The organism is Microbacterium sp. ER1 (assembly GCF_023383675.1).
Classification (GTDB): domain Bacteria; phylum Actinomycetota; class Actinomycetes; order Actinomycetales; family Microbacteriaceae; genus Microbacterium.
In genome coordinates, this window is record NZ_QCXO01000134.1 from 113,866 (window position 1) to 138,334 (window position 24,469).

The following is a 24,469-nucleotide window of genomic DNA, read 5'->3' on the forward strand; positions in this document are numbered from 1 at the left end:
GTGGGTCTTGACCTTCTGTTCGCCAGTGCCACCCCCAGCCCGGAACCGGCATCCGGCGGATTCGATCTGCTCGGCACGATCCTGTGGCCGCTGAAGTGGGTCGTCGAGCTCATCCTCGTCGCCTGGCACTGGCTGCTGACGGCCGTCGGTCTCCCTGCGGCGTCCGGCATCACCTGGGTCCTCTCGATCGTCGGCCTCGTGATCGTGGTCCGTGCAGCGCTCATCCCGCTGTTCGTGAAGCAGATCAAGAGCCAGCGGAAGATGATGGAAATCGCTCCTGAACTGCGCAAAGTCCAGGAGAAGTACCGCGGCAAGAAGGACCAGCTCTCTCGCGAGGCGATGAGTCGCGAGACGATGGCGCTGTACAAGAAGCACGGCACGACGCCGATGTCGAGCTGTCTGCCCCTGCTCGTGCAGATGCCGATCTTCTTCTCGCTCTACAGCGTGCTGAGCGACGTCAGCAAGCACGCGACGCAGGGCGTCGGCGGTGTCGGGCTGCTGAGCGCGGAACTCACGCAGGAGTTCTACGACGCCAAGCTCTTCGGGGTCGCGTCCCTGCACGAGAACCTCGGCAACGCGATCGAGGCCCAGAACGTCACGGCGATCATCATCCTGATCACCCTGGTCGTCCTGATGATCGCGTCGCAGTTCTTCACGCAGCTGCAGATCATCTCGAAGAACCTCTCGCCGGAGGCCAAGACCGGCCAGGCGTACCAGATGCAGAAGATCATGCTCTACGTTCTGCCGCTGGGCTTCATCTTCTCCGGTGTCTTCTTCCCGCTCGGCGTGGTCGTGTACTGGTTCATCTCGAACCTCTGGACCATGGGGCAGCAGTTCCTCGTCATCCGTGAGATGCCGACTCCCGGTTCCGAAGCCGCCAAGGCCCGCGAAGAGCGGCTCGCCCGCAAGGGCAAGGCGATCGACTCCTCCGGCAAGGTCGTCCCGATGGCTGCCTACGAGGCCGAGCAGCAGCGTCTGCTCGAGGAGGCTGAGAAGGCGAAGGCGGCGGCGCCGAAGCGGCAGCAGCCGGTCGGCAAGAAGCGTGCGAAGAAGAAGGGGAACGCGTCATGAGCGAGGTCGTGACCGGGAGCACAGAGCCCACTGTGGCGCAGCTCGAGAACGAGGGGGATGTCGCGGCGGACTACCTCGAGGAGCTGCTCGACATCGCAGACATCGACGGTGATCTGAACCTCGACGTCCGTCAGGGTCGTGCTTACGTCTCCGTCGAGGCCGAGGGTGACGGGCTCGCGCTGCTCTCCGCTCCCGATACGGTGCAGGCGTTGCAGGAGCTCACGCGTCTCGCCGTCCAGAACAAGACCGGCTCGTTCTCGCGCCTCATCCTCGACATCGGCGGATCCCGCGACGCGCGGCGCCGTCAGCTCGTGACTCTGGTCGAGGCGGCGGCCGCGAAGCTCGATGAGGGCTCGTCGCAGGCCTCGCTGCCGGCGATGTCGAGTTATGAGCGCAAGCTGGTCCACGATATCGCCGCCGAGCGCGGACTCGTCTCCGAGTCGTACGGCGAGGGCGCGGACCGCCACACGGTCCTGCGTCGGCACTGACGCGCGGAAGGCGAGCGCTGGCACGTGTCCGAGACGCAGGACTTCGGCGAGAAGACCGTCGAGCAGGAGCCGGCCGTCGCTGCCCGGATCTTCGGGGAGCGCCTGCAACTCGCTCGACGGTTCACGGACTCCCTTGCGCGTGAGGGGGAGGAGCGGGGCCTGATCGGGCCGCTGGAACTGCCGCGCTTGTGGACGCGCCACATCCTGAACAGCGCGATCGCCGCGCCCCTCTTCCACGGCTCCGTCGCGGATATCGGGTCCGGGGCCGGACTGCCCGGTCTGGTGCTCGCGATCGCGCGGCCCGACGTGTCGTGGACCCTCGTGGAGCCGATGGAGCGTCGGATCAATTGGTTGACTGAGCAAGTGAACGACCTGGAGCTCACGAATGTCACCATTCTCCGCGCGCGTGCCGAGGACGTGCGTGCGAAGGGCGCCTTCGATGTCGTCACGGCTCGTGCGGTGAGCGCATTGCGGACCCTGATCCCTCTGACCGCTCCGCTGGTCCGCGATGGTGGGGAACTGGCCCTGTTGAAGGGGATGAACGCCGCGAACGAGATCGAAGCGGCACGGAAGCAGATCGCGAAGTTCAAGCTCGCGGATGTTCGGGTCGAAGTGCTGGGCGAGGGGTTGCTCCCGGAGACCACTCGAGTCGTCCGCGCCTCCGTGCGCTGAAGACGTCGCCGTCTCCCGGGACACGGGGCTGACCCGGGGTCCTACCGTGCCCCCATGTTTCCGGCGCCGTCGATACGTCGCCGGGAGATCACTCTCCATGGGGCGATGTCGTGCGATCACGTCCGTAGGCCGCTCCGCTGCGGTTGCGGCTGTGTTCGTCCAGATCGAAGTCGGAGCAGTCGTCGTTCACCGCGCCCCGCGAAGGTTCGTCCTGTCGTCGCATCGATTGAGCCGCTGCGCGGATCGATGCGCCAGGGCTGGGAAGCGCTGAGTCGGTGCGCCGCGCAATGGGCGTGAATCCGACTGGCTGCGGCGAACTTGACGGGTCCGGACGTCTGCATGGCGCGTGTGAACGCTGCAGTTCGGGTGGTCTACGGCAGATCTCTCCTTGCGGCGGACTCGAGTTGTTTCACGTGAAACAGCCTCATGTCTGCACCCTTGGCCGGGGCGGATAGGAAAGCGATGCAGGGGAGTAGGCAACCGTCACACTGCCGAGCGCCGATGCGTCGACAGGTGTCGCTCTCCGGCCTCGGCCGGTACCGCGAACGTGGTTGGGCCGCGGCGCGATGTGAGGTGGAGATTTTGCAAAGGGGGGATGAGGCCCGTCCGGTTGAGGGGTTGGCGGTGTCCGTCGACCGTTGGGGGTGGGGGCGTCCGTGCCGTGACTATCTCGCCACACCTTGTCTTCCGGGAGCTGCCAAGGCAGGACTACCGAGTCCGCACGAGCAGGGCCCGGGCGCCCAAATAGGTACCCACGCCACGTATCGTGCAGAACCACTCGTCACGAACGCCTGGCACGATGTGTCGTGGGGCCCGCAATCCGAAAAGCGGCGCCCAGATACGAGATCGGGTGGCAATGCAAGTGCGGCCCCGCTCAGCGCGTCCTCGCGACGGCGGGCGGAGGACTGGCTGGCTCAGCCGGCCCGGACGCATTGGCGAGAGGTGTGTGCGTTGCTTTGACGGCCCCGTGGCGGCCCTGGTCCGTTTCACATGAAACAAGGACGACGAGATATCCCGACTGCGGCTCTCCAAGGGTCCGGGTGGCACGATAGACGTACGCAAGTGCGGCGCCGGCAGGCGGAGCTTCTGGCGTCGGACCCGTCGGTGCGCTGAGGCCAGAGTCACGGGCCGACGTTTCATGTGAAACGGCAGGATGAATGCAGCTGGGGGCCAAGCGCTGGTATCGAGGGGAGATGTCGCCTCGCTGCCAGAGCCAGTACGTACGGCTGCGCGGCGACGTAGGTTGAGGAGCGTAGAGCGCAGGGACAAGGGTCGGGAGCGGTGCGGCCGTTTCACGTGAAACGCTGGCGACAACTGCGGGGGTGCAGGGTTCTCAGTAAGCAGAGCAATCGCCTTGCGATCCAAGAGCCGTGCCTGACCCCCCGCGCGGCGGGAGTTGGCAAGGAGTGCAGCGCGCATTGCCGAGCGTCGGGGATGTAGGGCTGTTTCACGTGAAACCATGACTGACAGCGGTTGACGGCCGAGGGCTGTGGGTGTGCGGGACGGCCGGGACAGTACCCAAACGGACTGCCTCATGCTGCGAGGCGGCATGGGCCACGGGTGGCAGCACGTAGAGGCTAGTGTCGGGCGTCATTCGGCGGTTTCACGTGAAACGCTGCCAGCAGCAGGTGGGGACGGACGGTGGGCCGGGAGGTGACCAGGCGTTTCGCTATCCAAGCCAGCATCTAATGCTGCGCGGCGTCCCCGGCTAAGGATCGCAGCGCGCAGAGCCGAGGTCCGGGCGCCGTGCCGCTGGTTCACGGGAACACCCTCTCGGGTGCGGCGGGGGTCGGGGCGGTTGTGTCATCTGACGAAGCCCGGCACGCTGAGAGTCAGTTCGTCGTGAGGCGTTAGTCGTGGGGGGTCGGTCGTGGGTTGCCTCACGCTCACGGTGGTGCCCGCGGTGTTTGACACGGCTGGTGAGCGGTCGTTGGTGAGCGCGGGTGCTCCACTGGTGAGGGGTTCGGCGGGGGCTGTCTAATCCTCTGATTAGGCGGCAGTGAGCACCCGGCGGGTGCAGACGAATGAGTTGTGGTCTCTGGGCCGGCGACTGCGTGGGTTTCATGTGCGTGACCGAGCGCCGACGGATGGCCGTGATGTCGACGGGGTCCGCACGGGACCTCGCGTGCCGGCTTGGGGAAATCGCGGGGGCATACCGTGGCGAGCACTGGTGCTGAGCTACTCGATTGCGGCACGGCATGGAGGGCGCACTCCAGCGGGCGTCAGTGCTCGCGGTCTTCGACAGATCGCGTGACACCGGCCTCATGGATCACCTGCGGTACTCAGCGACACGGAGTGAGCGCTCGCCCACAGGGGGCACCCCCGGGCGTTTCACGTGAAACGGCACCGAACGTGTGGGCTCATCGCCTGTTCCCACGCGTAAGGAGCAGTGCGTTCTCACCGGACGCGTGGATTGCGTGCCGGGGAGGGGCATGCGCCACTTGTGGCCCGCGCGGTAGCGACGGGTGGAGGCGGGCGCGAACGGAGCACCAAGACGCACGCAGACTGCGCCGAGTTCCTGGGGTAGACCAAGGCACGATGTGGAGGTTCACACGACGTTGGCGTGGTTCGGGCGAGCTGGGGGGTGCAGGGGGCTGCTCAGACAGGACAAGGAAGCCAGCACCGTGAGCGTTCCCGCGTGGTGGCCTGGCTCCGTGGTGGCTGTCTCGGTCTCCGATTGGGACCCGTAGAGGTGGGGCCTGCGTGTGCCGGAGTGCCCATGTCCAGGCCCGGGCCCCGGTGTCGGGGCCCTTACGGATTCTGGGCTGCGGGACTGCGCGGAAACACAGACGGGGGGGGGGGGAGGAGCATCTGCGGTGGCCGGGGAGAGCGTGCCAGGGCCTCGTATGCGACCGAATCGGTGAACGAGGCGCTGATTCGCGGACCTGGTGGAAGTCTGCTCCCGATCCGACGTGATCCGGAGGACGCGGATGATGGCGAAGCCAGTTCCGCCCGTCACGCCGGACCACAGGCCAAAGAGGTGTGGCACCTAGGCCGTTCTCCAGGACGGGAGGGCAGCCAGGCGTTTCACGTGAAACGTCCGTGTCCAGCGCCATGCGGTCCATTCGGCGGACACGGCGCGCGAGGCACGCACCCTGCTGCCTGGTCGCGCCTGTGCTGCGAGGTCGGTCCCTGCGATTAGAGTGGAACGCGGCCCCGAAAGGAGTGGATGTTTCACGTGAAACAGTCCGAGAAGGCATCGTCGAACGAGTCGTTCGGGATGGATACACCCCTCGCGCGAGAAATCGCGGATCTCTCCGCCCGGCGCCGCGCGCTGGAAGGGGTCTCCGTCGAGTTCAGTGGCGACACTCGCATCCTGACGGTGTCGAATCAGAAGGGCGGTGTGGGTAAGACCACCAGCGCCGTGAACATCGCATCCGCGCTTGCGGGACTGGGCGCGAAGGTGCTCGTCATCGACCTCGATCCGCAGGGGAACGCCTCCACTGCCCTTGGGGTGCCGCACAACGCCGACACCCCGAGTGTCTACGATGTCCTCATCGACGAGTTCCCCCTTGCGGAGATCGTTCAGCCCAGCCCCGAGAGCCCGAATCTCTTCTGCGCGCCGAGCACCATCCATCTTGCGGGTGCTGAGATCGAACTCGTCGCGCAGGTGGCGCGAGAGCACCGCCTCCGCCGGGCTCTGGAGGACTACCTCGCGGACCATCCGGTGGACTTCGTCATCATCGACTGCCCTCCCTCCCTCGGGCTGCTCACGATCAACGCTTTCACTGCCGCGAACGAGGTCTTCATCCCGATCCAGTGCGAGTACTACGCCCTGGAGGGTCTGAGCCAGCTGCTCGGCAGCATCCAGATGATCCAGAAGCACCTCAACCCGGGGCTGCATCTGTCGACCATCCTCCTCACGATGTTCGACGGACGGACGCGGCTGGCCCAGCAGGTGGCGGAGGAAGTGCGGTCCCACTTCCCCTCGCAGGTGCTGGACACCGTGATTCCGCGCTCCGTCCGTGTGTCGGAAGCCCCCAGTTTCGGCCAGACGGTCATCGCCTACGACGGTCAGTCCGCCGGGGCGATCGCGTACCGCGAGGCCGCCGTCGAAATCGCGTCGCGACAGACGCAGAGCAAGGAGAAATAATGGCGAAGCGCACTGGACTCGGCCGCGGCATCGGCGCCCTCATCCCGACGGCGGACCAGACCGAGCGTCCCGTTGACGTGTTCTTCCCCGGTGCGAAGATCGCTCCGACCCCCGAGGCTCCCTCCACGAGAGCCGATGCCGCGCCCGAGACCGAACTCGAGGCGGTCCCGGGGATCCACCTGATCCAGGTCGACCCGCAGGCGATCGTGCCGAACCCGCGGCAGCCCCGCACGCACTTCAACCCCGAGGACCTCGCGGAACTCGTGCACAGCGTCCGTGAGTTCGGCGTGCTGCAGCCGGTGGTCGTCCGGAAGAACAGCGACGGCGAGTACGAGCTCATCATGGGGGAGCGGCGCACGCGGGCCGCCCGCGAGGCCGGACTCGAGGCGATCCCCGCCATCGTCCGCGACACGGCCGACGAGGACCTCCTGCGTGACGCGCTGCTGGAGAACCTGCACCGCTCGGAGCTGAATCCTCTCGAAGAGGCTTCGGCCTACCAGCAGCTCCTCGACGACTTCGGGATCACCCAGGAGGAGCTGGCCACGCGCATCGGCCGCTCCCGTCCGCAGATTAGCAACACCATCCGCTTGCTCAAGCTGCCGGTGCCGGTGCAGCAGCGGGTGGCCGCCGGCGTACTGACCGCCGGACACGCCCGCGCGATCCTCAGCGTGGACTCTCCGGAAGCGATGCAGCGTCTGGCGGACAAGGTCGTCAACGAAGACCTGTCCGTTCGCGCGACGGAGGAAGCCGCCAAGTCGCAGCCGTCCGCAGGGAAGACTCCCAAGCCCACCCCGGGTGCGCGGCGGGCCTACCTGGACGAGGTCGCCGGCAAGCTCGGAGACCGGCTCAACACGCGCGTCCGAATCTCCCTGGGTGCACGAAAAGGCCAGGTCACGATCGATTTCGCTTCGATCCAGGATCTGAACCGCATTCTCGAGGAGCTGGGCGAAGAAGGGTACGGCTCCGCGCGGTGACCGCGCCCCCGGTCGGGGGTGACATAGACTCGCGTCATCTTGACGATGCGAGGGGGATGTCATGTCCAGATCAGCTGATCCAGCGAGTATCAAGCGTCGCGTGATCGCCGTCAGTATCGCGGCAGCTCTGGGCGGATTCCTCTTCGGATTCGACACCGCGGTGATCAACGGCGCCGTCGACGCTCTGGCCGGAGACGTCTCCGGGTTCGATCTGGGCACGGGCCTCAAGGGCTTCGCCGTGTCGTCCGCCCTGATCGGCTGCGCCGTGGGCGCCTGGTTCGCCGGGCCCGTCTCGAACAAGTTCGGACGCATCCCCGTGATGGTGGTCGCCGCGGCCATGTTCTTCGTCTCGGCGATCGGCTCCGGCCTCGCCTTCAGCGTCGTCGACCTCATCGTCTGGCGCGTGATCGGCGGCCTCGGCGTCGGTGCGGCGTCGGTGATCGCACCCGCGTACATCGCAGAGGTCTCTCCGGCAGCGATCCGCGGTCGGCTCGGATCGCTGCAGCAGCTCGCTATCGTCCTCGGCATCTTCGCCGCGCTCCTGTCCGACGCCCTGCTGGCGGGCATCGCGGGGGAGGCCGACCAGCCGCTGTGGGGCCTGACCGCGTGGCGGTGGATGTTCATGGTCGCGGCCATCCCCGCGCTCGTCTACGGACTCGTGTCGTTGCGGCTGCCGGAGTCGCCGCGCTACCTGGTCCGCAAGGGCGAGGTGAAGCGCGCCGCGGAAGTGCTCCAGACCGTCACGGGGACGATCGACACCGAAGCGAAGATCAAGGAGATCACGGGCACGATCGACACGGAGCGCTCCGAGTCGCTGCGGGATCTGCGGGGGAGCCGACTGGGGCTCAAGCCGATCGTCTGGGTCGGCATCCTGCTGTCGGTGTTCCAGCAGTTCGTCGGCATCAACGTCATCTTCTACTACTCCACCACGCTGTGGCAGTCGGTGGGCTTCGACGAATCCAGTGCCCTCCTCACGTCCGTCATCACCTCCGTCACGAACATCGTCGTCACGATCGTCGCGATCCTCCTCGTCGACCGGGTCGGTCGTCGGATCATGCTCCTCGTCGGCTCGGTCGGCATGACGGTGACCCTCGGGCTCATGGCGCTCGCCTTCTCGTTCGGCACGCTTGACGCCTCCGGAACCGCGACCCTGCCCGATCCCTGGGCCACCGTCGCCCTCATCTGCGCCAACGGCTTCGTCGTGTTCTTCGGTGCGAGCTGGGGCCCGCTGGTGTGGGTGCTCCTGGGCGAGATCTTCCCGAACTCGATCCGTGCCGGCGCTCTCGCCGTCGCCGCGGCGGCGCAGTGGGTGGCCAACTTCTTCATCTCGACGACCTTCCCGGCGTTCGCCGAGATCGGCCTCACCTTCGCGTACGGCTTCTACGCGTTCTTCGCGCTGCTGTCGTTCTTCTTCGTGTTCTTCAAGGTGCCGGAGACCAAGGGCCGCGAGCTCGAGGACATGAGCGAGGATGCGAAGGTGGAGCGCCGACCCCGTCGCGCACGCGCGTAGGCTGGAGGGATGACCGAATCCGTCCCCCGTCGCGCCAGCCTGGAAGTGCTGCGCGCCGAGGCGTCGGACGAACTCGCCGTCCTCGTCCAGGAGCGCCTTCTGGGCGGTGAGGACCCCTGGGAGTTCATGGAGGAGCTGCCCAGCGTCGACGAACTCGTCGTGTACCTGCTCCGTGCGGACAACATCGCTGCGAACGACGGTGTGCGACCCAACGCCGCACGACACTACCGGGTGCTGCGCCAGATCGCCCTCGAATACCCGGAGCTCACACCGGCCGTCTGGGGGCTTCTGGATGAGAAGCAGCGACACCGTCGCTGGGACCCGCGCATCGCTGACGCCTCCTGACGCCGATGCTCCTCGTTCTCTCCTGATCCGTCGCTGACCGGTACGGGCGGCGCGGAGAATGCGAAAAGGGCCGCACCCGGAGGTGCGGCCCTTTTCGTGGTCGTGGGGGATCAGCCGAGGAAAGCGGCGAGATCCTGCTCGAGGGCGAACTTCGGCTTGGCGCCGATGATCGTCGTCTTGACCTCTCCGCCCTGGAAGACCTTCATCGCCGGGATCGACGTGATCTGGTACTTCATGGCCAGCTCCGGGTTCTCGTCCACGTTGAGCTTGAGGATGGTGATCTTGTCGGGGTTGTCGGACTGGATCTCGTCCAGCACCGGCGCGACCATACGACACGGACCGCACCACTCGGCCCAGAAGTCCACCAGCACGGGACCATCGGCCTGCAGCACGTCCTGCTCCCAGGTCGCCTGGCTCGTTGCCTTTGCACTCATCAGAGTTCTCCTTGTTCGAGGTTCGCCTGTTGCAACAACGGGCGGGGGGAAAGTGTTCCCGGCCGTGGTCAGGCCGTGATGACCTCAGCGGCCTCGGCCGCGGGGACCTCGACGGAGGAGTCCTCCAGGTCGGCGAGGAAGTGCTCGGCGTCGAGGGCCGCGATCGTTCCCGTGCCGGCGGCGGTGATGGCCTGGCGGTAGGTGGGGTCGATGACGTCGCCGGCGGCGAAGACTCCGGGAACCGACGTGCGCGAGGAGCGACCGTCGACCCAGATCGTCCCCTCGGGCGTGAGCTCGAGCTTCTCGTGGACGAGGTGGGTGCGCGGGTCGTTGCCGATGGCGATGAAGAGGCCGTCGAGGGGCAGGTCGCGCAGCGAGCCGTCCTCCGTGGAACGCAGCTGCACGCCCGAGACGGCGTTGTCGCCGAGGATCTCCACGACCTCGCTGTTCCACACGAACTCGATCTTCTCGTTCGCGAAGGCGCGCTCCTGCATGATCTTCGAGGCCCGCAGGGTGTCCTTGCGGTGGATGACGTACACCTTGTCCGCGAAGCGCGTGAGGAAGGTGGCCTCCTCCATCGCCGAGTCACCGCCGCCGACGACGGCGATCGTCTTCTGACGGAAGAAGAAGCCGTCGCAGGTGGCGCACCAGGAGACGCCGAAGCCGGAGAGACGCTCCTCGCCCTCGATGCCGAGCTTGCGGTAGGCGGAACCCGTCGCGTAGATGATGGTCTTCGCCTCGTGGGTGACGCCCGAACCGAGGGTGACCTTCTTGACGGGACCGGCGACGTCGAGCTCGGTGACGTCGTCGTAGAGCACCTCGGTGCCGAACTTCTCGGCCTGCTCCTGGAACTTGGCCATGAGCTCGGGGCCCTGGATGCCCTCCGGGAAGCCGGGGTAGTTCTCCACCTCGGTCGTGTTCATGAGCTCTCCGCCGACCTCGACGGAGCTCGCGATGAGGAGCGGCTCCAGGTTCGCGCGCGCCGCGTAGATGGCAGCGGTGAATCCGGCGGGGCCGGAGCCGATGATGATGACCTGACGCATGTGATCTCCGTTAGAAAGGCGGTGCCGTCGAAAGACGTCCGACTGCTTCAACCCATGGTAACCGCGGGGCATTCCCGCGTCAGCGGCCGGGAAGGAAGCGGCGGACGAGGCCGCCGGCGGCCTTCAGCTCCGGGGCGCCGAAGACCGCGAGGATCGCGACGTAGACGAGCACGACGACGAGGCCGATGACGGCCGTCGCCAGGGTGCCGGGAATGACTCCGGACGTCGCCCATCCCGTCGTCCCGCCGAGGAGGAGGAAGGTGCCCCAGCCGGCGAGACCGGCCGGGATCGCGGCGATCGCGAAGAGCGCCAGGGCACGCATCCACGAGAGGACGCCCAGCCCGCCGATCTTGCGATGCAGCAGCCAGGTCGCCACGATCGTCTGCAGCGTGCTGGCGATGGACTGGCCGAGAGCCACAGCGGCAGCCAGCTGGGTCAGGGCGATGACCTCTGCGGACAGGAGCGCGGCGGCGCCCAGCGCGGTCACGACGATCAACGTGCACTGGAAGATCGTGAACCAGAAGGGCGTGCGCGTGTCGTCGTAGGCGTAGAAGGTGCGCTGGACGATGAACAGGATCGTGAGCGGGATGAGGCTGATCAGATAGCAGAGGAGGACGATGGCCGCGCCCTCGGCATCCGAGGGGCTCTCGGTGAAGACGCGGGAGGCGGGGATGGCCGCGGCGGCGACGGCGGCGACGGCGGCGACGATGAAGAAGAGCAGAGTGCGGATGCTTCGCGAGATGTCCCCCCGGACCTCGTCATCGCGACCTGCGGCGGCGTGCTCGCTGATCTGCGTGAAGTACGGGGTTCCGATCGACAGGACGATGACGGAGTACGGCAGCATGAAGATGAGCCACGCGTTCGTGGTCACGGCGAGGGACGCCCCGGTGCCGGACGCGTTGCTGACGATGTTGCCCTGGAGCACGCCCGCAGCCAGGGAGGCGAATGCCATCAGGAACGTCCATCCCGCGAGCTTCCCCACGTTGCCGAGGCCGACCCCTCGCCACTGGAAGTCCGGACGGAGGGAGAGGCCCGTCCGCCTCCAGAACAGGAGCAGGATGAGCGCCTGCACGGCGATGCCGATGGTCGCCGTGCCGCCGAGAGTGGCGATCATCTCCGGGGTCCACTCGGCGGAGTTCCGGGAGACCGGTGCGAAGACCCACCCGAGGATGAGGAACCCGATGATGGAGACGATGTTGTTGACGACGGGGGCCCAGGTGAACGGCCCGAAGATTCGCCGCGCGTTCAGAGCCTCGCCCAGCAGCGCGTAGAGGCCATAGAACAGGATCTGCGGCAGGCACCAGTAGGCGAGGGCGGTCGCGAGCGCTTGGGTCGCGGGCGAGAACCCGCCGGCCACGATCTGCACGAGCCAGGGTGCTGCGATCGTGGCCACCGCCGTGACGGCGACCAGGACGACGGTGCCGAGGGTGAAGAGCTTCGAGATGAAGGTGTTTCCCCCGTCGGCGTCAGCCGTGGCCTTGACGATCTGCGGCACGATGACCGCGGTGAGGATCCCGACGGAGATGAGGGAGAAGACGCTGTTCGGCAGGGTGTTGGCCGCGGCGAACGCGTCGGCAGGACCCGACCCGAACGAGCCGATCACCGCCACGAGGATGATGCTGCGCAGCAGCCCGGTCACGCGGGAGACCAGGGTGCCCGCGCCGATGATGGCGCTGGCGCGCCCGAGACTAGTCACGCGACTCCTTCGCGGAAGGGGCATCAGGGCCGTCGAGACGCTCCTGCACCGCGGCCTCCGCCTCCTTCTCCTCGATCAGTTCCTCGACGGCTGCCTCGACCGCCTGCTCCTCGATCGCCTCCCGGCGCTTCCGACGCACCGTGCGGACGACGCCGAGAGCGATGAGCAGCACGGCCAGGCCGCCGAAGATGACGAGCCCGATGGTCTCCCACTCTGCCCGCACCGCCACGCGGACGGTCTGCTCCGACTGGATCGGCACTCCCGTCGGGCTGGTCAGCGCGAGACGCAGATCGAGCTCGCCGCTGCCCACCCGGGCGGAGACGGGCACCTTCGCCCTGGTCGTCGAGTTCGCCTGCACCTCGACGTCGATCACGGGCTTCACCTCGAGGCGCGGATCGCTGGGAGCCGCGAACAGCCGCACGGTCACGGGCCAGGGGAGGTCGTTGCGCACCGCGATCGGCAGGTCGGCGTTGGCCGTGAGCAGCTGGATGGTGCTGGAGTCGGGGATGCTGACCGCGCCGAGCGTCTCGGTGGTGCGGGCTCGATGGGCCGCGACCTTCTCTGCGAAGGCCTCATCGGACGAGCCGACCGCGATCGTGCGCAGGATCCGGATGCGCTCCGGGCTCAGCAGCACGAGGGGGTCGTCGAGGACGGTGGCGAACGCGGTGAGGGCGCCCTCGTCCGTGAGCAGGTTCGCGAGGTCAGGGGCCCTGGTGGCCGCAGCGGCATCCGGGACAGTGACGGAGGCGGCAGGGGCCGCGCGCACCGCGGAGAGCTCGAATCCGACGGAGTCCGCCGCCGAGATCGCGTCGCGGAGCGCGTCGGCCGAGCGGTTCTCGTCGCGATCCAGCCCCACGAGGAGCGGGGCACCGGGGGCACGGGCACCCGCGAGGAACAGCCGCGCCGCGGCCTCGGCCAGGTGCGCCTGACGCGGGGCGGAGGAGGATTCGGCCGCGGCGGCCGACAGCGCGGCGGACGTGGCGGCGTCGATGACGAGCAGGTCCTGGCCGCCCGACGTCGCGTGGGCGGAACTCTGCCCACCGACCGTCGTCGACGACACCACCGTCGTCGTCTTCCGGTCCAGGTACCCGGAGAAGGCGGCGAGGTCGCCCTGCGCGAGGTCGCTCTCGGGCCAGACGATCCCCGGGATGGCCCCGTCGATCTCCGCCAGCTCCTCATCGGTGGGCAGCGCGGGGCCGTCGGTCGGCGTGGGAGACGGTACCGCCGCGGTCCCGGGCGTGCTCGTGGGCGTGACGGCGCGCTGCTGCGGGAAGGCGGCGGGGTCGAGCAGGGAGGTCAGCGGGAGTGGCGCCAGGGCATCCGGGAGACCGGCCTGGGCCTGCACGGTGAGGTCGGCGTCGCCGAACTGCAGGGCGAAACGGGCGTTGGGGAGCTCGTCGAGCCTCTCCAGCCAGTCCGTGGCCGTCGAGGGGGCGGCCGTGCCGAGGGCGCGGATGGCGGCGGGGATGGCGGGATCGAGTGCGAGCACGGCCGTCGTCCCCGCCACGCCGTCGAGCTGTGCGGTGAGGTCGCCGTCGGGGGCGGTGAGGTCGGTGAGCTCCTCCGCGCTCAGCAGGGCTCCGCCGGCCGGAGTCGCGGTGATCGGGACGAGCACCCCGATCGGACTGGTCGGCGCGGAGGTGACGACGAGGACGCTCGTCGCGGTCGCATCCCAGGTGGTGGTGCGCTGCCCCGCGGTGTCCTTCGTGCGGGCATCGCTCAGGACGGCCCGCAGCGGGTACACGCCGGGCGCGAGGGGCTCGAGCGTCTCCTGCGGCACGAACACCGTCGTGGTCGCGGATCCTCCGGCCTCGGCCGTCTTCGTGGCCTCGTCGCCGAGCGGGAGGAACGAACCGGCAGCACGCCCCTCGTCCAGCCAGTCCGTGACGGCGGCATCGTCGCCGAGCGGCGTGCTGCCGAGCTCGACCTCGACCCGGCCCGTGGAGAGCTCCGACGCGGTCTCGTTGTCGATCGTGATCACCGCCGAGGTCGACGTGCCCGGCGCGACGGTGCCGCGCAGGCCGGCCGTGACATGCAGCTCCACCCGCTGGTCGTCGTCCGCGGGGGGCTGATCGGCCGCCATCGCCGGTCCGCCGACCCCCAGGGCGCAGACGCCGGCGGCGACCACGAACGCCGCGAGCCGGCGCACGCGCGCGCGGAGGCCCGTCTCGGGAGTGATCGCGGTCATGAAGGTCTTCCTCGAACGCCGGGAGGAGGCGGATCGTGAGTACTGACCCTGCGATTCTAGGAGGCCGGAGGGAGGAGAACCCTGAAGACGCGTAGAGTGACGGCCGTGTCCGACACCCCCGCCCCCCATCCCGACCCGCTCCGCAGTGCCGCGTTCGCCGCGGATCTCGACGCCGCCGACCTCCGATCCGAGCCCCTGCGTCGCCTCTGGGGAGAGGAGGCGGACGATGCCCTCGCCCGCGGCCTGCGCGAACCCATCCTGCGGGCGATCGCCGGGGACGAGGGCGTGCTCGCGACCCTCGGACGTCTCCTGGTGCTCGGGCTTCCGCAGCCCCGCGCGGCGGTGGAGCGCGCTCTGCCCACCCTCGGCGTGGACGGTCTGGAGGCCCTGGGGCTGGCGACGGTCGACGCCGACTCCGTCATCCCGGTCGCGCTGCTGCGCCCGCAGTCGTTCGTCGACGAGGACGGTGTCGGGGAGTGGTGGATCGCCAGCGACCTGGACGAGGTCGCCCTCGACGGTCCGCTGCCCGCCGACCACGTCCTCGGTGTGGGCGGGGCCTCGCGCACGCTCGCCGAGACCGTCGTGCCGCTCGCGGTGGATCGTGCCCTCGACCTGGGCACGGGCTGCGGCATCCAGGCGCTCCTTGTCGCGCGGCGAGCCGGCCGGGTCGTCGCCACCGATGTCTCCCGCCGGGCTCTCGCCTACGCAGCGCTGAACGCGCAGCTCAACGGGGTCACGAACATCGAGTTCCGCCACGGCAGCATGTTCGAGCCGGTCGCCGGGGAGGCGTTCGATCTCATCGTCTCGAACCCGCCGTTCGTGATCACCCCGCGCACGGAGGGGGTGCCCGCCTACGACTACCGCGACGGCGGTCTGGTCGGCGACGCGCTCGTCGAGCAGTTCGTGCGCACGGCACCGGCCCACCTCACCCCGGGCGGCATCGCGCAGCTTCTCGGCAACTGGGAGTCCCGCACGGGGATCACGGGCCTTGCCCGGCTGGACGCGTGGGTGCCCGCCGACCTCGACCTGTGGGTGGTGGAGCGGGAGGAGCTGTCGCCCCTCGCGTACGCCGAGCTCTGGATCAGGGACGGCGGCATCACGCCGCGCGACGCCGCGTTCACTCCGCTGCTCACCGCGTGGCTCGACGACTTCGCGGCGCGGGGTGTGACCGCGATCGGCTTCGGCTATATGCTGCTCCGCCGGGGGCAGGGCGAGCCGCTGCGGCGGTCGGAGCGTGTCTCGCAGCCCGTGGCGAACGTGGGGGCGGCGCTCGCTCTCGGCCTGGCGGCCCACGATGCGCTCGCCGAGGGACTGCCGGACACCCTCGTCGTGGCCCCTGACGTGACGGAGGCGCGCCACCTGCTTCCCGGCAACGACGACCCGAGCGTGATCGAGCTGCGTCAGGGCGGCGGATTCGCGCGGACCGTCGCGGTGGATCCCGCGCTCGCCGGGTTCGTCGGCGCCTGCGACGGGGAGCTCCAGGTTCTGCAGATCGCCCCCGCCCTTGCCGACCTCTTCGAGGTGCCCTTCCCGCAGCTGTGGGCGGAGCTCGAGCCGCGCATCCGGGGACTCGTGCTCGACGGCTTCCTCCTCCCGGGGGAATAGTCCCGGCTTCCATGCGTTCGAATACACCATGAAGGCTTTCGGATTCCTCTCGTTCGGTCACTATGCCGACGTGCCCGGCTCGGCGACCCGCACCGCAGGCGACATGCTGAAGCAGACCATCGAGATCGCGGAGGGCGCGGACGAGCTCGGCGTCAACGGCGCCTACGTCCGCGTGCACCATTGGGCCCGCCAGGCGGCGTCCCCGATGCCGCTGCTGACGGCCATGGCCGCGCGCACCGAGCGGATCGAGGTCGGCACCGGCGTGATCGACATGCGCTACGAGAACCCGTTCCAGTTCGCGGAGGAGGCGGCCGCACTCGACCTCATCGCGGACGGCCGGATCGCGCTCGGCGTGAGCCGTGGGTCACCCGAGACGGCGCTGCGCGGCTACGAGACCTTCGGCTTCCGCGACGAGGAGGACCCGGAGCGCGGCAGCGTGCTCGCACGGGAGAAGTTCGAGATCTTCCTGCGGGCCATCGACGGCGAGCGACTCGCCCCCGGCGACCCCCGCATGGTGGGCGCGGGACAGTACCTCGCGATCGAGCCGCAGTCGCCCACGCTGCGCGACCACATCTGGTGGGGCTCGGGTTCGCGCGCCACGGCCGAGGAGACCGGACGCCAGGGGCTCAACATGATGAGCTCGACGCTCGTCACGGAGGCCACGGGTCAGCCGTTCCACGAGCTGCAGCGCGAGCAGATCGAGCTCTTCCGCTCCGCCTACCGCGAGGCCGGCCACACCGGGTCGCCGCGCGTCTCGGTCAGCCGCAGCGTGTTCCCGCTCGTGTCGGATATGGACCGCGCCTACTTCGGGCTGCGCAGCGAGGAGAACGCCGACCAGATCGGCATCATCGACGGGTTCCGCTCCACGTTCGGCAAGACCTACGCCGCGGAGCCCGATGTGCTCATCGAGCAGCTCCGGCAGGACGAGGCCGTCATGGCCGCGGACACCCTCATGCTGACCATCCCGAACCAGCTCGGGCCGGAGTACAACCTGCATGTGCTCGAGGCGTTCGCGGAGCACGTGGCGCCGGCCCTCGGGTGGAAGCCCAACACGGAGGGTCCGGTCCAGGGCGACCCCGTGGCCTGATCCGGCACGGCGGTCCGCTCTTGACAGGGGCCGCGGGACGCCCGACGCTGGGGACGGCGCGCCGACCGGCGCCCGTCCCCACCGCTTCGGAGGCACCATGACCCGCGTGCGCGTCGACCTCAACATCACCCTCGACGGCTTCGCCACGACGACCGATCAGACCCCGGAGAACCCCTTCGGCGAGGACTGGGGACGACTCACCGCGGCCTACACGGCGACCCGCACCTTCCAGGAGCGCGTCTTCCACGACACGAGCGGCGCGGGCACCACCGGGGTGGACGAGAAGTACGCGGCGCAGTACTTCCAGGGCATCGGCGCCGAGATCATGGGCGCCGGGATGTTCGGGCTCCACGCGAACCCGGACGACCCGGAGTGGCGCGGCTGGTGGGGCGAGGAGCCGCCGTTCGAGGTGCCGGTGTTCGTCCTCACGCATACTCCGCGCCCATCGATCGAGTTCGCGAACGGCACGAGCTTCCGCTTCCTCTCCGCGACCCCGGAGGAGGCGCTGCGGGAAGCCGTGGCGGTGGCCGGAGGACGTGACGTGCGCGTCGGCGGCGGGGCGACCACGGTCCGGGAGTTCCTGCGCGCGGGGCTCGTCGACGACCTGCACGTGGGCATCACCCCCATCCTCACCGGCAGCGGCATCCGACTCTGGGATGACCTGCGCGGCCTCGAGGCCGGCTATCGCGTGACGTCCGAGGTCGCGGAGTCCGGAGTGACCCACATCACGTTCTCCCGCGAGGGCTGAGGCGCCGGCACACGGTCGCGGAATCGCACCGGGGTCGCGGGGGATTCCCGGAAGCTCTGCGACCTCGTGCGGAAGTGCGGCGTCAGAGCGGAGGGCCGAACAGCTCCTCGCCGTGCTCGTGGAGGAGCCGGAACGCGTCGGCGAAGGTCTCCGGTTCCTTCTCGCCCGGCGCGCCGTAGCGGGCGAGGAGGAGCCCGAGCAGGCCGCGGGCGGGAGGCGTGAGCGGCTTGAGGTGATCGGCCTCGTTCGGCTGCGGGGTGCCGTCTTCGGGGTTCGGCGGGGTGTACGCGGGTGTGGTGACGGGCCAGTCGGCCGGGTGCCGCGGCTTGTCGAGGTTCACGACGTTGAGCAGCGTGTTGGCCGATTGGTCCCGGTCGTTCAGCGGCTCCAGGCCGTGCAGGCGCGACAGCGTGGCCGTGACCGATCCGTGGTGCATCTCGTCGTGGATGATCGTGCCGCGCCGCGTGTACGCCGACACCGCGATCGCCGGGACACGACAGCCGAGCCGGTCGAACGTGAAACCCATCTCCCCGGCGCCGGCGTCCTTCGTGGGTTTCGTGGCCGCGGGCGGCGGCACATGGTCGTAACAGCCGCCGTGCTCGTCGAAGGTGATGAGCAGCAGGGTGTTCACGGCGTTCGAGCCGCCGGGCGTCGCGCTCGTGCGCACGGCCTCGTAGATGTCGTGGATGAGCCGATCGCCCGCCCGCACATCGGAGATGGCGCTGTCGAACACGGGCTCGCCGTCGACCACGCTCTCCCGCGGCTTCCCGAACGGCGGATGGAAGTCGTTGTGGTCGTAGACCATCCGGGGTTCGATGAACGCGTAGGCCGGGAGGGTGCCGTTCTTCGCGTCGGCGTAGAAGTCCTCCATCGTGCCGAAATGGTCCGTGCGCCAGTACTTCTCGAGCACCGCCGCATGCAGCATCCCCGTGAAGGAGACCAGCTGGAGCTTGTCGATGTAGATCCGCCAGCTCACCTTGCGGTCTTCCAGGCGGTTGAACACCGTCGGTGCGGCCGGGGCGTCGAGCCACTTCCGGTAGCCGCCGCCACCCTGATTCGTCACGAAGCCGTGCGAGGTCGAGGCGTGGAAGAAGGAGCGGTTGCAGAAGGTCTGGGAGGGCACTCCGGCGTACCAGTGGTCGAACACGGCGAACTCGGCGGCGAGGGTGGAGAGCACCGGGAGCATCTCCGGCGAGAACGAGCCCATGATGTGCCGCGCTTCGTCCAGGCTCGGCTCCTTCCCGTCGCGCAGTCGGCGGAAGTTGATGATGTAGTCCTCGAGGAACCCGGACATCGTCGCCTTCTCCCCGTGGGTGGGGGCGTTGAAGGGCGTGGTCATCTCGTCGACGAACAGGTCGGCGTTGGTCTTCGGATCGACGGTGCCGAAGATCTGCGTGTTGACGTGCGGGTACTCCTCACCCGGGTCCGGATCGGGGAGGCTCATGATGCGATCCGTGTCCCCCCGGTAGACGTGCGCCTCCACCACCGTGCCGTCCGGGGCGGTGTTGCTGTGGGTGCCGAACGCGAGACCTTCGAAGGTCTCGCCCGCCGGCAGCGTCTCGGCCGTGTAGAGGTAGCCGAGGAGGTTGTCGAAGGAGCGGTTCTCGCCCATCACCACGACCACGTGATCGAAGCCGGGCTCCGAGCGGGGCGCGAGTGCGGCGAACGGATCCGGATCGTCGGCGAAGCCGTCCCGGCCTCCGGCCCCGGCAACGGAGGCCCCGATCGCCGCTCCTCCCGCGCCCCCGATCACCGCTCCGGCCAGGGCGGCACCGCCCACGGTGAGGAATCCGCGCCGGGAGGGGTCGCGGGGAGAGGCGCCGGAGGGTTTGTCGTCGTCGACCATGCCGCGATCCTATGACCGTGCGAGCCCGTGCAGCATTCCGGTGTCCCAGGAATGTCGCGGAACGGGTCTGGAAGGATCGGGGAGTGCATTCCGCGGTCGTCCCTCCGACGTTCGTCGCCCGCTGGATCGCTCCGCGGGGTGCGCGGTCGTGGACGTCCTCGCTGCTCGCCGTGGCCTGGGGCGCCGGCGCGGCCGTGCTCCTCGCCACCGGGATCGGCGCGTGGTCTGCCGAGCAGGCGATGTACGTGGACGATCAGGGCATCCTCCGGGAGGCGATGCCCACGATGTGGGTGCTGACGCCCGTCGTGGAGGAGGTGGGGAAGGGCCTCGGGGTGCTGCTCATCCTTCTGCTCGCACGGCGGATCGGGCTGCGTGGCGTGCTCTTCGGCGCGATGGTCGGGGCCCTGGTCGGCGTCGGTTTCGCAGCGGTGGAGGGTGCCTCCGCGATCGCGGCGGACATCGCGGCGAACGATCTCGGCTCCGGCATCGCGACCTGGATCGTCCGTACCCTGACCTTCCCCACCCATGCCGCGCTCACCATCTGGACCGGCGCGGCGCTCGGTCTCGCTCTCGACGCCCGACGCGCCTGGTCGCGCCCGCTCCTCGCGCTCGCCGGACTCCTCGTGGCGATCGGGGCCCACGGCGCGATCAACCACGGGAACGTGGCCGGCGCCACAGACCAGGCCTCGTTCTTCATGGCGCTGGGCCCGGCCTTCGGCTGGATCGTGGTGTCGACGATCCTCGCCGTGACCCTCCGTCTCGTGCTGACCCGCCGGGTCTGAGCTGCCCGGTCGGACGGGCACAGCTTCGGAGATCGCGGCCGACACGCCGCCGTGCGGGGTGGCCGCACGGCGTGTCGGGGCTGATCTCCGAAGCTGTGCGCGGGGTGGCTCAGGCGGCGGGGATCCAGAGGACGGCGCCGTCACGCCAGCCGAGACCGGCCGCGCCCTCGGGGAGCGGGTCCTCGTGCCGGGGACGGACCACGCGGAGGCGGCGCCCCGCGAGCTCGACGATGTAGACGACGTCGGCGCCGCGGTAGACGTGCGCGATGACCTCGACCGGGACGGGGGCACCCGGACCCGCCGCGGGCGACAGATGCAGATCCTCCTGCCGGAGCACGACCTCGCCGGAGCCGTCCGGCCCGGCGCCGGTGAGCGGGACCTGCACGGCGGTGCCGTCGAGGGTCGCGATCGCGCCGGAGCGCGTGGCGGGAAGGAGGTTCGCGGCACCGATGAAGTCGGCGGCGAAGGGCGTGAGCGGGGCGCTGTACAGCTCCGCCGGCGCGCCCTCCTGTTCGATGATCCCGCCGTTCATGAGCACGATGCGGTCGGAGAGGCTCATCGCCTCCTCCTGGTCGTGCGTGACGAACACGGTCGTGAGACCGAGCGTGCGGTGCAGTTCCTTGAGCTCGACCTGCATGTCCTCGCGCAGACGCGCATCGAGGTTCGACAGCGGCTCGTCGAGCAGGAGCACGCGCGGCTCGAACGCGATGGCGCGGGCCAGGGCCACGCGCTGCTGCTGTCCGCCGGAGAGCTGCGCGGGCATGCGATCGGCGAGGTGGCCCATCTGCACACGCTCCAGCGCCCGGACGGCGAGCTCCTTCTGCTCCGTCTTCGACTTCTCGCCCGACATCCGCAGCCCGAAGCGCACGTTCTCGGCGACGCTCATGTGCGGGAAGAGCGCATAGCTCTGGAACATCATGCCGAGGTGACGCTTCTCGGGCGGCAGCTTCGTGACGTCCTGCCCCGCGATCTCGATCGTGCCGCTCGTCGGCGACTCGAGCCCGGCGATGCAGCGGAGCAGCGTCGTCTTCCCGCAGCCCGAAGGCCCGAGGAGCGAGACGAACTCGCCGGACCGCATCGAGAGGTCGATGCCCTTGAGCACCTTCGTCCCCTTGAAGTCCTTGGTGAGTGCAGTGATGGTGAGCGTTGTCATCAGACGAACAACCTTCCCAGGCCGATGATGCGTTCGAGGACGATCATGAGGACGACGGTGAGCAGGACCATCAGGGTCGAGACGGCCGCCACGGTGGGCGACGTGCTGAACTCCAGCTGGCCGTAGATGGCGATGGGCAGGGTCTCCAGCTGCGGGGTGCGCAGGAAGAGGGCGATGACCGCATCGTCGAACGAGATGTTGAAGGCGAAGAACGCTCCGGCCGCGATGCCCGGACGCGCAATGGGCAGCACCACGAGCCGGTAGCGGTTCCAGGTGCCGGCGCCGAGGGTGCGCGCGGCCTCCTCCGTGAAGTGGTCGGCACGGGTCATCACGCCGGTCACGGTGCGCATGACGTAGGGGATCGCGATGACCACGTGGATCGCGATGAGCACGCCCACGTTCGGGGACCCGATCGTGAGCGAGGCGATGGAGAGGGCGCCGATCGCGAGGATGATCGTGGGGATCGTCAGCGGCGACATCAGCAGCGCCTGGATCGAGGGGCCTCCCGGAACGCGGAACCGCGTCAGCGCGAGGGCGGCCGCGGTGCCGATGGCGGCGGCGAGGATCGCGACCGTCACACCCACCACGAGGCTCAGACGGAACGGCTCCAGATAGGTGTCGGAGGTGAGGGCCTCCACGTACCAGTCGAGCGTGAAGCCCTGTCCGGGGAACGTGAGGAACCGGTTCTCGCCCACCGAGGCGCCGGCGACGACGAGCAACGGGACGAGCATGTACAGCGTCACGATGACGCCGAGGAGGATCGCGAGGATACGGCCGAGGATCGGGACGGAACGGACCATGGTCACACCTTCTGCTTCCCGAGCCGGGACGTGGCCGCGAGCACGAGCATCACGCCCGCGAACAGCAGCACGGCCTGCGCCGCCGCGAACGCCCAGTCGAGGTTGGTGGTCGCGTCGACGTAGATCGTCTGTGCGAACACGGGGATCTGCGAGCCGCCGATGAAGCGGGGGGTGATGAAGGAGCTCACCGAGAGCACGAACACCAGGGAGGCACCGGCGACGATGCCGGGCACCGACAGCGGCAGCACGACGTGCCGCAGCGTGCGCCAGAATCCGGCGCCGAGGGTGCGAGAGGCCTCCTCCAGCTGCGGACGGATGCCGGAGATGACGCCGAGGATGCTGAGCACGGCGAACGGCAGCAGCACCTGCACCATGGCGATCACGACGCCGGTCTCGGTACCGAGGAATCCCTGGGTGCCGCCGACGAGGAACTCCGCGCCGGGGATCTGCATCATCAGGCCGGACGGCCCCATGAGCACCACCCAGCCGAAGGTGCGGACGACGACGCTCGTCATCAGCGGCAGGATCACCACGATGAGGAGGAAGGAGCGCACCTTCGAGCCGGCGCGCGCCATGATGTACGACAGCGGGACGGCGATGACGAGGGTGATCACCGTCTGGATCACCCCCAGGCGGAGCGATCGCAGCGCCGCCTGGAGGTGATACTCGCTCGCGAACAAGCGGGTGAAGTTGTCGAGGGTGAACCCGCCTGCCGGCGATTGCACGCTCATGAGCAGCATGCCGGCCACCGGGGTGACGAAGGCGAGCGCGAGCAGCACGATCGCCGGCAGGAGCAGGAGCCAGGGCTCCTTACGGGTTCGGACGCTCATTTGGTGATCAGCGCATTCCACTCATCGGTCCACGCCTGACGCGACGCGGCGATGTCGCCCGGGGCGTAGACCACGACGTCGTCGAGCTCGTCGCCGGTGAGCACGGCCTCGGCCGCCTCGTCCGACAGCTCGGCCTTCGTGTTGACGGGGGAGTAGCGCATGTTCTCCGCGAAGACGGCCTGCGCTTCGGGGCGCAGCTCGTAGTCGATGAACAGCGTCGCCAGCTCGGGGTTGTCCCGGCCCGCGACGACGTTCGCCGTGATGAGCGACGCGGTGGCGCCCTCCTCCGGGACGATGAACTCGACGGGCAGACCCGCGTCCTGCAGGGTGCCCGCGTAGTCCATCGCGTACGGCGCCAGCCAGGTGCCGCGCTGGGCGAAGGCGGTCTGCAGGTCCGGCGAGGTGGGGACGACGATCGCGTCGTCCGAGGACGCCAGCGCCCCGAGGTCGGCGATGGCCGCGGACGGGTCCTCGATGCCACCCCCGAGGGCGTCGGCCACGCGCAGCATCGACAGCACCCCGTAGGTGTTCGAGAAGTCCGTCAGGGCGACGTGACCGGCGTAGGCGTCGTCGAAGAGGTCTTCCCAGGACGTCGGCGCCGGGGCGTCGGCCTCGGTGTTGTAGACGAGCCCGATGGGCGCGAGCTGGATGACCGGACCCTCGCCGCGCTCGAGGCCGGCGGTCGCGATGTCGACGAGGTCCCCCGCTGCGGACAGGTCGTCGGCGGCGATCGGGGCGATGAGGCCCTGCTCGGCGGCGGTGAACTCCTGCCCGCCAGAGAAGTGCACGACATCGATCTGCGGGCTCGCCTTCTGGGCGGTGACCTGGGCGAGGGCGTCGGCGCTGTACAGGGTGATCAGCTCGACCTTCGCTCCGGTCTCCTCCTCGAACGGGTCGACGACGGCCTCGATGAAGGCCTTCTCCCAGTCTCCGCCGAACGACGTGACGACCAGGGTCTCGCCGGCGAACTCTTTGTCACCACCGGACGAGGACTCGCCGTCGCCGGACGCGCAGCCGGCGAGGACGAGGGCACCGGTGGCGACGAGCGCGCCGGCGGTGAGGATTCTGCGGGTGTTCATGCACTGCTCCTTCGGGATGGGTCCA

The 24,469-nt window shown here is 69.1% G+C and carries 20 protein-coding genes; 11 read left to right on the forward strand and 9 right to left on the reverse strand.

From position 1 onward, the window contains the following. The 7 genes from yidC (at window position 1) to BV453_RS09195 (ending at window position 9,153) form a co-directional block, all read left to right on the forward strand. On the forward strand, window positions 1-1,071 hold the full coding sequence (gene yidC, locus BV453_RS09165; protein WP_060921330.1) for a membrane protein insertase YidC: 1,071 nt from the start codon (window positions 1-3) through the stop codon (window positions 1,069-1,071). Next, window positions 1,068-1,559, forward strand: a complete 492-nt coding sequence (locus BV453_RS09170) for a R3H domain-containing nucleic acid-binding protein (RefSeq protein ID WP_025102865.1) — start codon at window positions 1,068-1,070, stop codon at window positions 1,557-1,559. Before yidC ends, BV453_RS09170 begins: the two co-directional genes overlap by 4 nt. A 24-nt stretch (window positions 1,560-1,583) precedes the next feature. Then, window positions 1,584-2,231 (forward strand): 16S rRNA (guanine(527)-N(7))-methyltransferase RsmG, encoded by a 648-nt coding sequence (gene rsmG / locus BV453_RS09175; protein ID WP_062765888.1) that lies wholly within the window; start codon window positions 1,584-1,586, stop codon window positions 2,229-2,231. A gap of 3,220 nt (window positions 2,232-5,451) precedes the next feature. Continuing rightward, the gene (locus tag BV453_RS09180) at window positions 5,452-6,324 is read left to right on the forward strand and encodes a ParA family protein (RefSeq protein ID WP_283398922.1); all 873 of its coding nucleotides are present in this window, start codon (window positions 5,452-5,454) and stop codon (window positions 6,322-6,324) included. Further along, entirely contained in the window at window positions 6,324-7,298 is a 975-nt protein-coding gene (locus BV453_RS09185; RefSeq protein ID WP_249521419.1) for a ParB/RepB/Spo0J family partition protein, read from the forward strand. The genes BV453_RS09180 and BV453_RS09185 overlap by 1 nt, the downstream gene beginning before the upstream one ends. Window positions 7,299-7,359: 61 nt before the next feature. After that, window positions 7,360-8,808 carry a sugar porter family MFS transporter gene (locus BV453_RS09190; RefSeq protein WP_197426474.1) on the forward strand — a complete coding sequence of 483 codons (1,449 nt, stop codon included), beginning with the start codon at window positions 7,360-7,362 and terminating at the stop codon, window positions 8,806-8,808. Window positions 8,809-8,817: 9 nt separating this feature from the next. Further along, on the forward strand, window positions 8,818-9,153 hold the full coding sequence (locus BV453_RS09195) for a hypothetical protein (protein ID WP_025102860.1): 336 nt from the start codon (window positions 8,818-8,820) through the stop codon (window positions 9,151-9,153). A gap of 110 nt (window positions 9,154-9,263) precedes the next feature. On the opposite strand, the gene trxA is transcribed toward BV453_RS09195, so the two are convergent. The 4 genes from trxA to BV453_RS09215 all read right to left on the reverse strand — a co-directional run bounded on the left by trxA (window position 9,264) and on the right by BV453_RS09215 (window position 14,514). Beyond that, window positions 9,264-9,587, reverse strand: a complete 324-nt coding sequence (gene trxA / locus BV453_RS09200; protein WP_025102859.1) for a thioredoxin — start codon at window positions 9,585-9,587, stop codon at window positions 9,264-9,266. A gap of 68 nt (window positions 9,588-9,655) precedes the next feature. Then, the gene (gene trxB / locus BV453_RS09205; RefSeq protein WP_249521420.1) at window positions 9,656-10,630 is read right to left on the reverse strand and encodes a thioredoxin-disulfide reductase; all 975 of its coding nucleotides are present in this window, start codon (window positions 10,628-10,630) and stop codon (window positions 9,656-9,658) included. Between the two features lie 79 nt (window positions 10,631-10,709). Beyond that, complete coding sequence (gene murJ / locus BV453_RS09210; RefSeq protein WP_249521421.1) at window positions 10,710-12,326, reverse strand: murein biosynthesis integral membrane protein MurJ; 1,617 nt, start codon at window positions 12,324-12,326, stop codon at window positions 10,710-10,712. Then, window positions 12,319-14,514, reverse strand: coding sequence for a DUF6049 family protein (locus tag BV453_RS09215; RefSeq protein ID WP_249521422.1), 2,196 nt, complete (start codon window positions 14,512-14,514; stop codon window positions 12,319-12,321). Before BV453_RS09215 ends, murJ begins: the two co-directional genes overlap by 8 nt. A gap of 96 nt (window positions 14,515-14,610) precedes the next feature. Between BV453_RS09215 and BV453_RS09220 the strand changes: the two genes are divergently transcribed. The 3 genes from BV453_RS09220 (at window position 14,611) to BV453_RS09230 (ending at window position 17,954) form a co-directional block, all read left to right on the forward strand. Beyond that, the gene (locus tag BV453_RS09220) at window positions 14,611-16,119 is read left to right on the forward strand and encodes a class I SAM-dependent methyltransferase (protein WP_374209029.1); all 1,509 of its coding nucleotides are present in this window, start codon (window positions 14,611-14,613) and stop codon (window positions 16,117-16,119) included. 28 nt (window positions 16,120-16,147) lie between these two features. Beyond that, window positions 16,148-17,206 carry an LLM class flavin-dependent oxidoreductase gene (locus tag BV453_RS09225; protein ID WP_060921339.1) on the forward strand — a complete coding sequence of 353 codons (1,059 nt, stop codon included), beginning with the start codon at window positions 16,148-16,150 and terminating at the stop codon, window positions 17,204-17,206. Between the two features lie 97 nt (window positions 17,207-17,303). Then, window positions 17,304-17,954 (forward strand): dihydrofolate reductase family protein, encoded by a 651-nt coding sequence (locus tag BV453_RS09230; RefSeq protein ID WP_136051235.1) that lies wholly within the window; start codon window positions 17,304-17,306, stop codon window positions 17,952-17,954. An 82-nt stretch (window positions 17,955-18,036) separates the two neighbouring features. Here BV453_RS09230 and BV453_RS09235 read toward each other — a convergent pair whose 3' ends face one another. Further along, window positions 18,037-19,800: an alkaline phosphatase family protein gene (locus BV453_RS09235; RefSeq protein WP_249521424.1), complete on the reverse strand. Its 1,764-nt coding sequence runs from the start codon at window positions 19,798-19,800 to the stop codon at window positions 18,037-18,039. Between the two features lie 83 nt (window positions 19,801-19,883). On the opposite strand from BV453_RS09235, the gene BV453_RS09240 reads away from it, so the two are divergent. Next, entirely contained in the window at window positions 19,884-20,582 is a 699-nt protein-coding gene (locus BV453_RS09240) for a PrsW family glutamic-type intramembrane protease (RefSeq protein ID WP_249521425.1), read from the forward strand. A 109-nt stretch (window positions 20,583-20,691) separates the two neighbouring features. On the opposite strand, the gene BV453_RS09245 is transcribed toward BV453_RS09240, so the two are convergent. Genes BV453_RS09245 through BV453_RS09260 form a run of 4 tightly spaced genes read right to left on the reverse strand, consistent with a single transcriptional unit; the run spans window position 20,692 to window position 24,444 of the window. Beyond that, window positions 20,692-21,735 carry an ABC transporter ATP-binding protein gene (locus BV453_RS09245; protein ID WP_249521426.1) on the reverse strand — a complete coding sequence of 348 codons (1,044 nt, stop codon included), beginning with the start codon at window positions 21,733-21,735 and terminating at the stop codon, window positions 20,692-20,694. Next, on the reverse strand, window positions 21,735-22,535 hold the full coding sequence (locus BV453_RS09250) for an ABC transporter permease (protein ID WP_249521427.1): 801 nt from the start codon (window positions 22,533-22,535) through the stop codon (window positions 21,735-21,737). Before BV453_RS09250 ends, BV453_RS09245 begins: the two co-directional genes overlap by 1 nt. A 2-nt stretch (window positions 22,536-22,537) precedes the next feature. Next, entirely contained in the window at window positions 22,538-23,365 is an 828-nt protein-coding gene (locus BV453_RS09255) for an ABC transporter permease (RefSeq protein ID WP_060921346.1), read from the reverse strand. Further along, window positions 23,362-24,444, reverse strand: coding sequence for an ABC transporter substrate-binding protein (locus tag BV453_RS09260; protein WP_249521428.1), 1,083 nt, complete (start codon window positions 24,442-24,444; stop codon window positions 23,362-23,364). Before BV453_RS09260 ends, BV453_RS09255 begins: the two co-directional genes overlap by 4 nt. Between the last annotated feature and the right edge of the window lie 25 nt (window positions 24,445-24,469).

What these genes read in the sequence shown, in the direction of transcription:
- BV453_RS09230 (WP_136051235.1), top strand. Translation starts at nt 17,304, where the DNA reads ATGACCCGCGTGCGCGTCGACCTCAACATCACCCTCGACGGCTTCGCC.
- BV453_RS09215 (WP_249521422.1), bottom strand. Translation starts at nt 14,514, where the DNA reads ATGACCGCGATCACTCCCGAGACGGGCCTCCGCGCGCGCGTGCGCCGG.
- trxA (WP_025102859.1), bottom strand. Translation starts at nt 9,587, where the DNA reads ATGAGTGCAAAGGCAACGAGCCAGGCGACCTGGGAGCAGGACGTGCTG.
- BV453_RS09185 (WP_249521419.1), top strand. Translation starts at nt 6,324, where the DNA reads ATGGCGAAGCGCACTGGACTCGGCCGCGGCATCGGCGCCCTCATCCCG.
- BV453_RS09250 (WP_249521427.1), bottom strand. Translation starts at nt 22,535, where the DNA reads ATGGTCCGTTCCGTCCCGATCCTCGGCCGTATCCTCGCGATCCTCCTC.
- BV453_RS09170 (WP_025102865.1), top strand. Translation starts at nt 1,068, where the DNA reads ATGAGCGAGGTCGTGACCGGGAGCACAGAGCCCACTGTGGCGCAGCTC.
- BV453_RS09255 (WP_060921346.1), bottom strand. Translation starts at nt 23,365, where the DNA reads ATGAGCGTCCGAACCCGTAAGGAGCCCTGGCTCCTGCTCCTGCCGGCG.
- BV453_RS09260 (WP_249521428.1), bottom strand. Translation starts at nt 24,444, where the DNA reads ATGAACACCCGCAGAATCCTCACCGCCGGCGCGCTCGTCGCCACCGGT.
- BV453_RS09190 (WP_197426474.1), top strand. Translation starts at nt 7,360, where the DNA reads ATGTCCAGATCAGCTGATCCAGCGAGTATCAAGCGTCGCGTGATCGCC.
- BV453_RS09225 (WP_060921339.1), top strand. Translation starts at nt 16,148, where the DNA reads ATGAAGGCTTTCGGATTCCTCTCGTTCGGTCACTATGCCGACGTGCCC.
- BV453_RS09235 (WP_249521424.1), bottom strand. Translation starts at nt 19,800, where the DNA reads ATGGTCGACGACGACAAACCCTCCGGCGCCTCTCCCCGCGACCCCTCC.
- trxB (WP_249521420.1), bottom strand. Translation starts at nt 10,630, where the DNA reads ATGCGTCAGGTCATCATCATCGGCTCCGGCCCCGCCGGATTCACCGCT.
- BV453_RS09180 (WP_283398922.1), top strand. Translation starts at nt 5,452, where the DNA reads ATGGATACACCCCTCGCGCGAGAAATCGCGGATCTCTCCGCCCGGCGC.
- BV453_RS09195 (WP_025102860.1), top strand. Translation starts at nt 8,818, where the DNA reads ATGACCGAATCCGTCCCCCGTCGCGCCAGCCTGGAAGTGCTGCGCGCC.
- BV453_RS09245 (WP_249521426.1), bottom strand. Translation starts at nt 21,735, where the DNA reads ATGACAACGCTCACCATCACTGCACTCACCAAGGACTTCAAGGGGACG.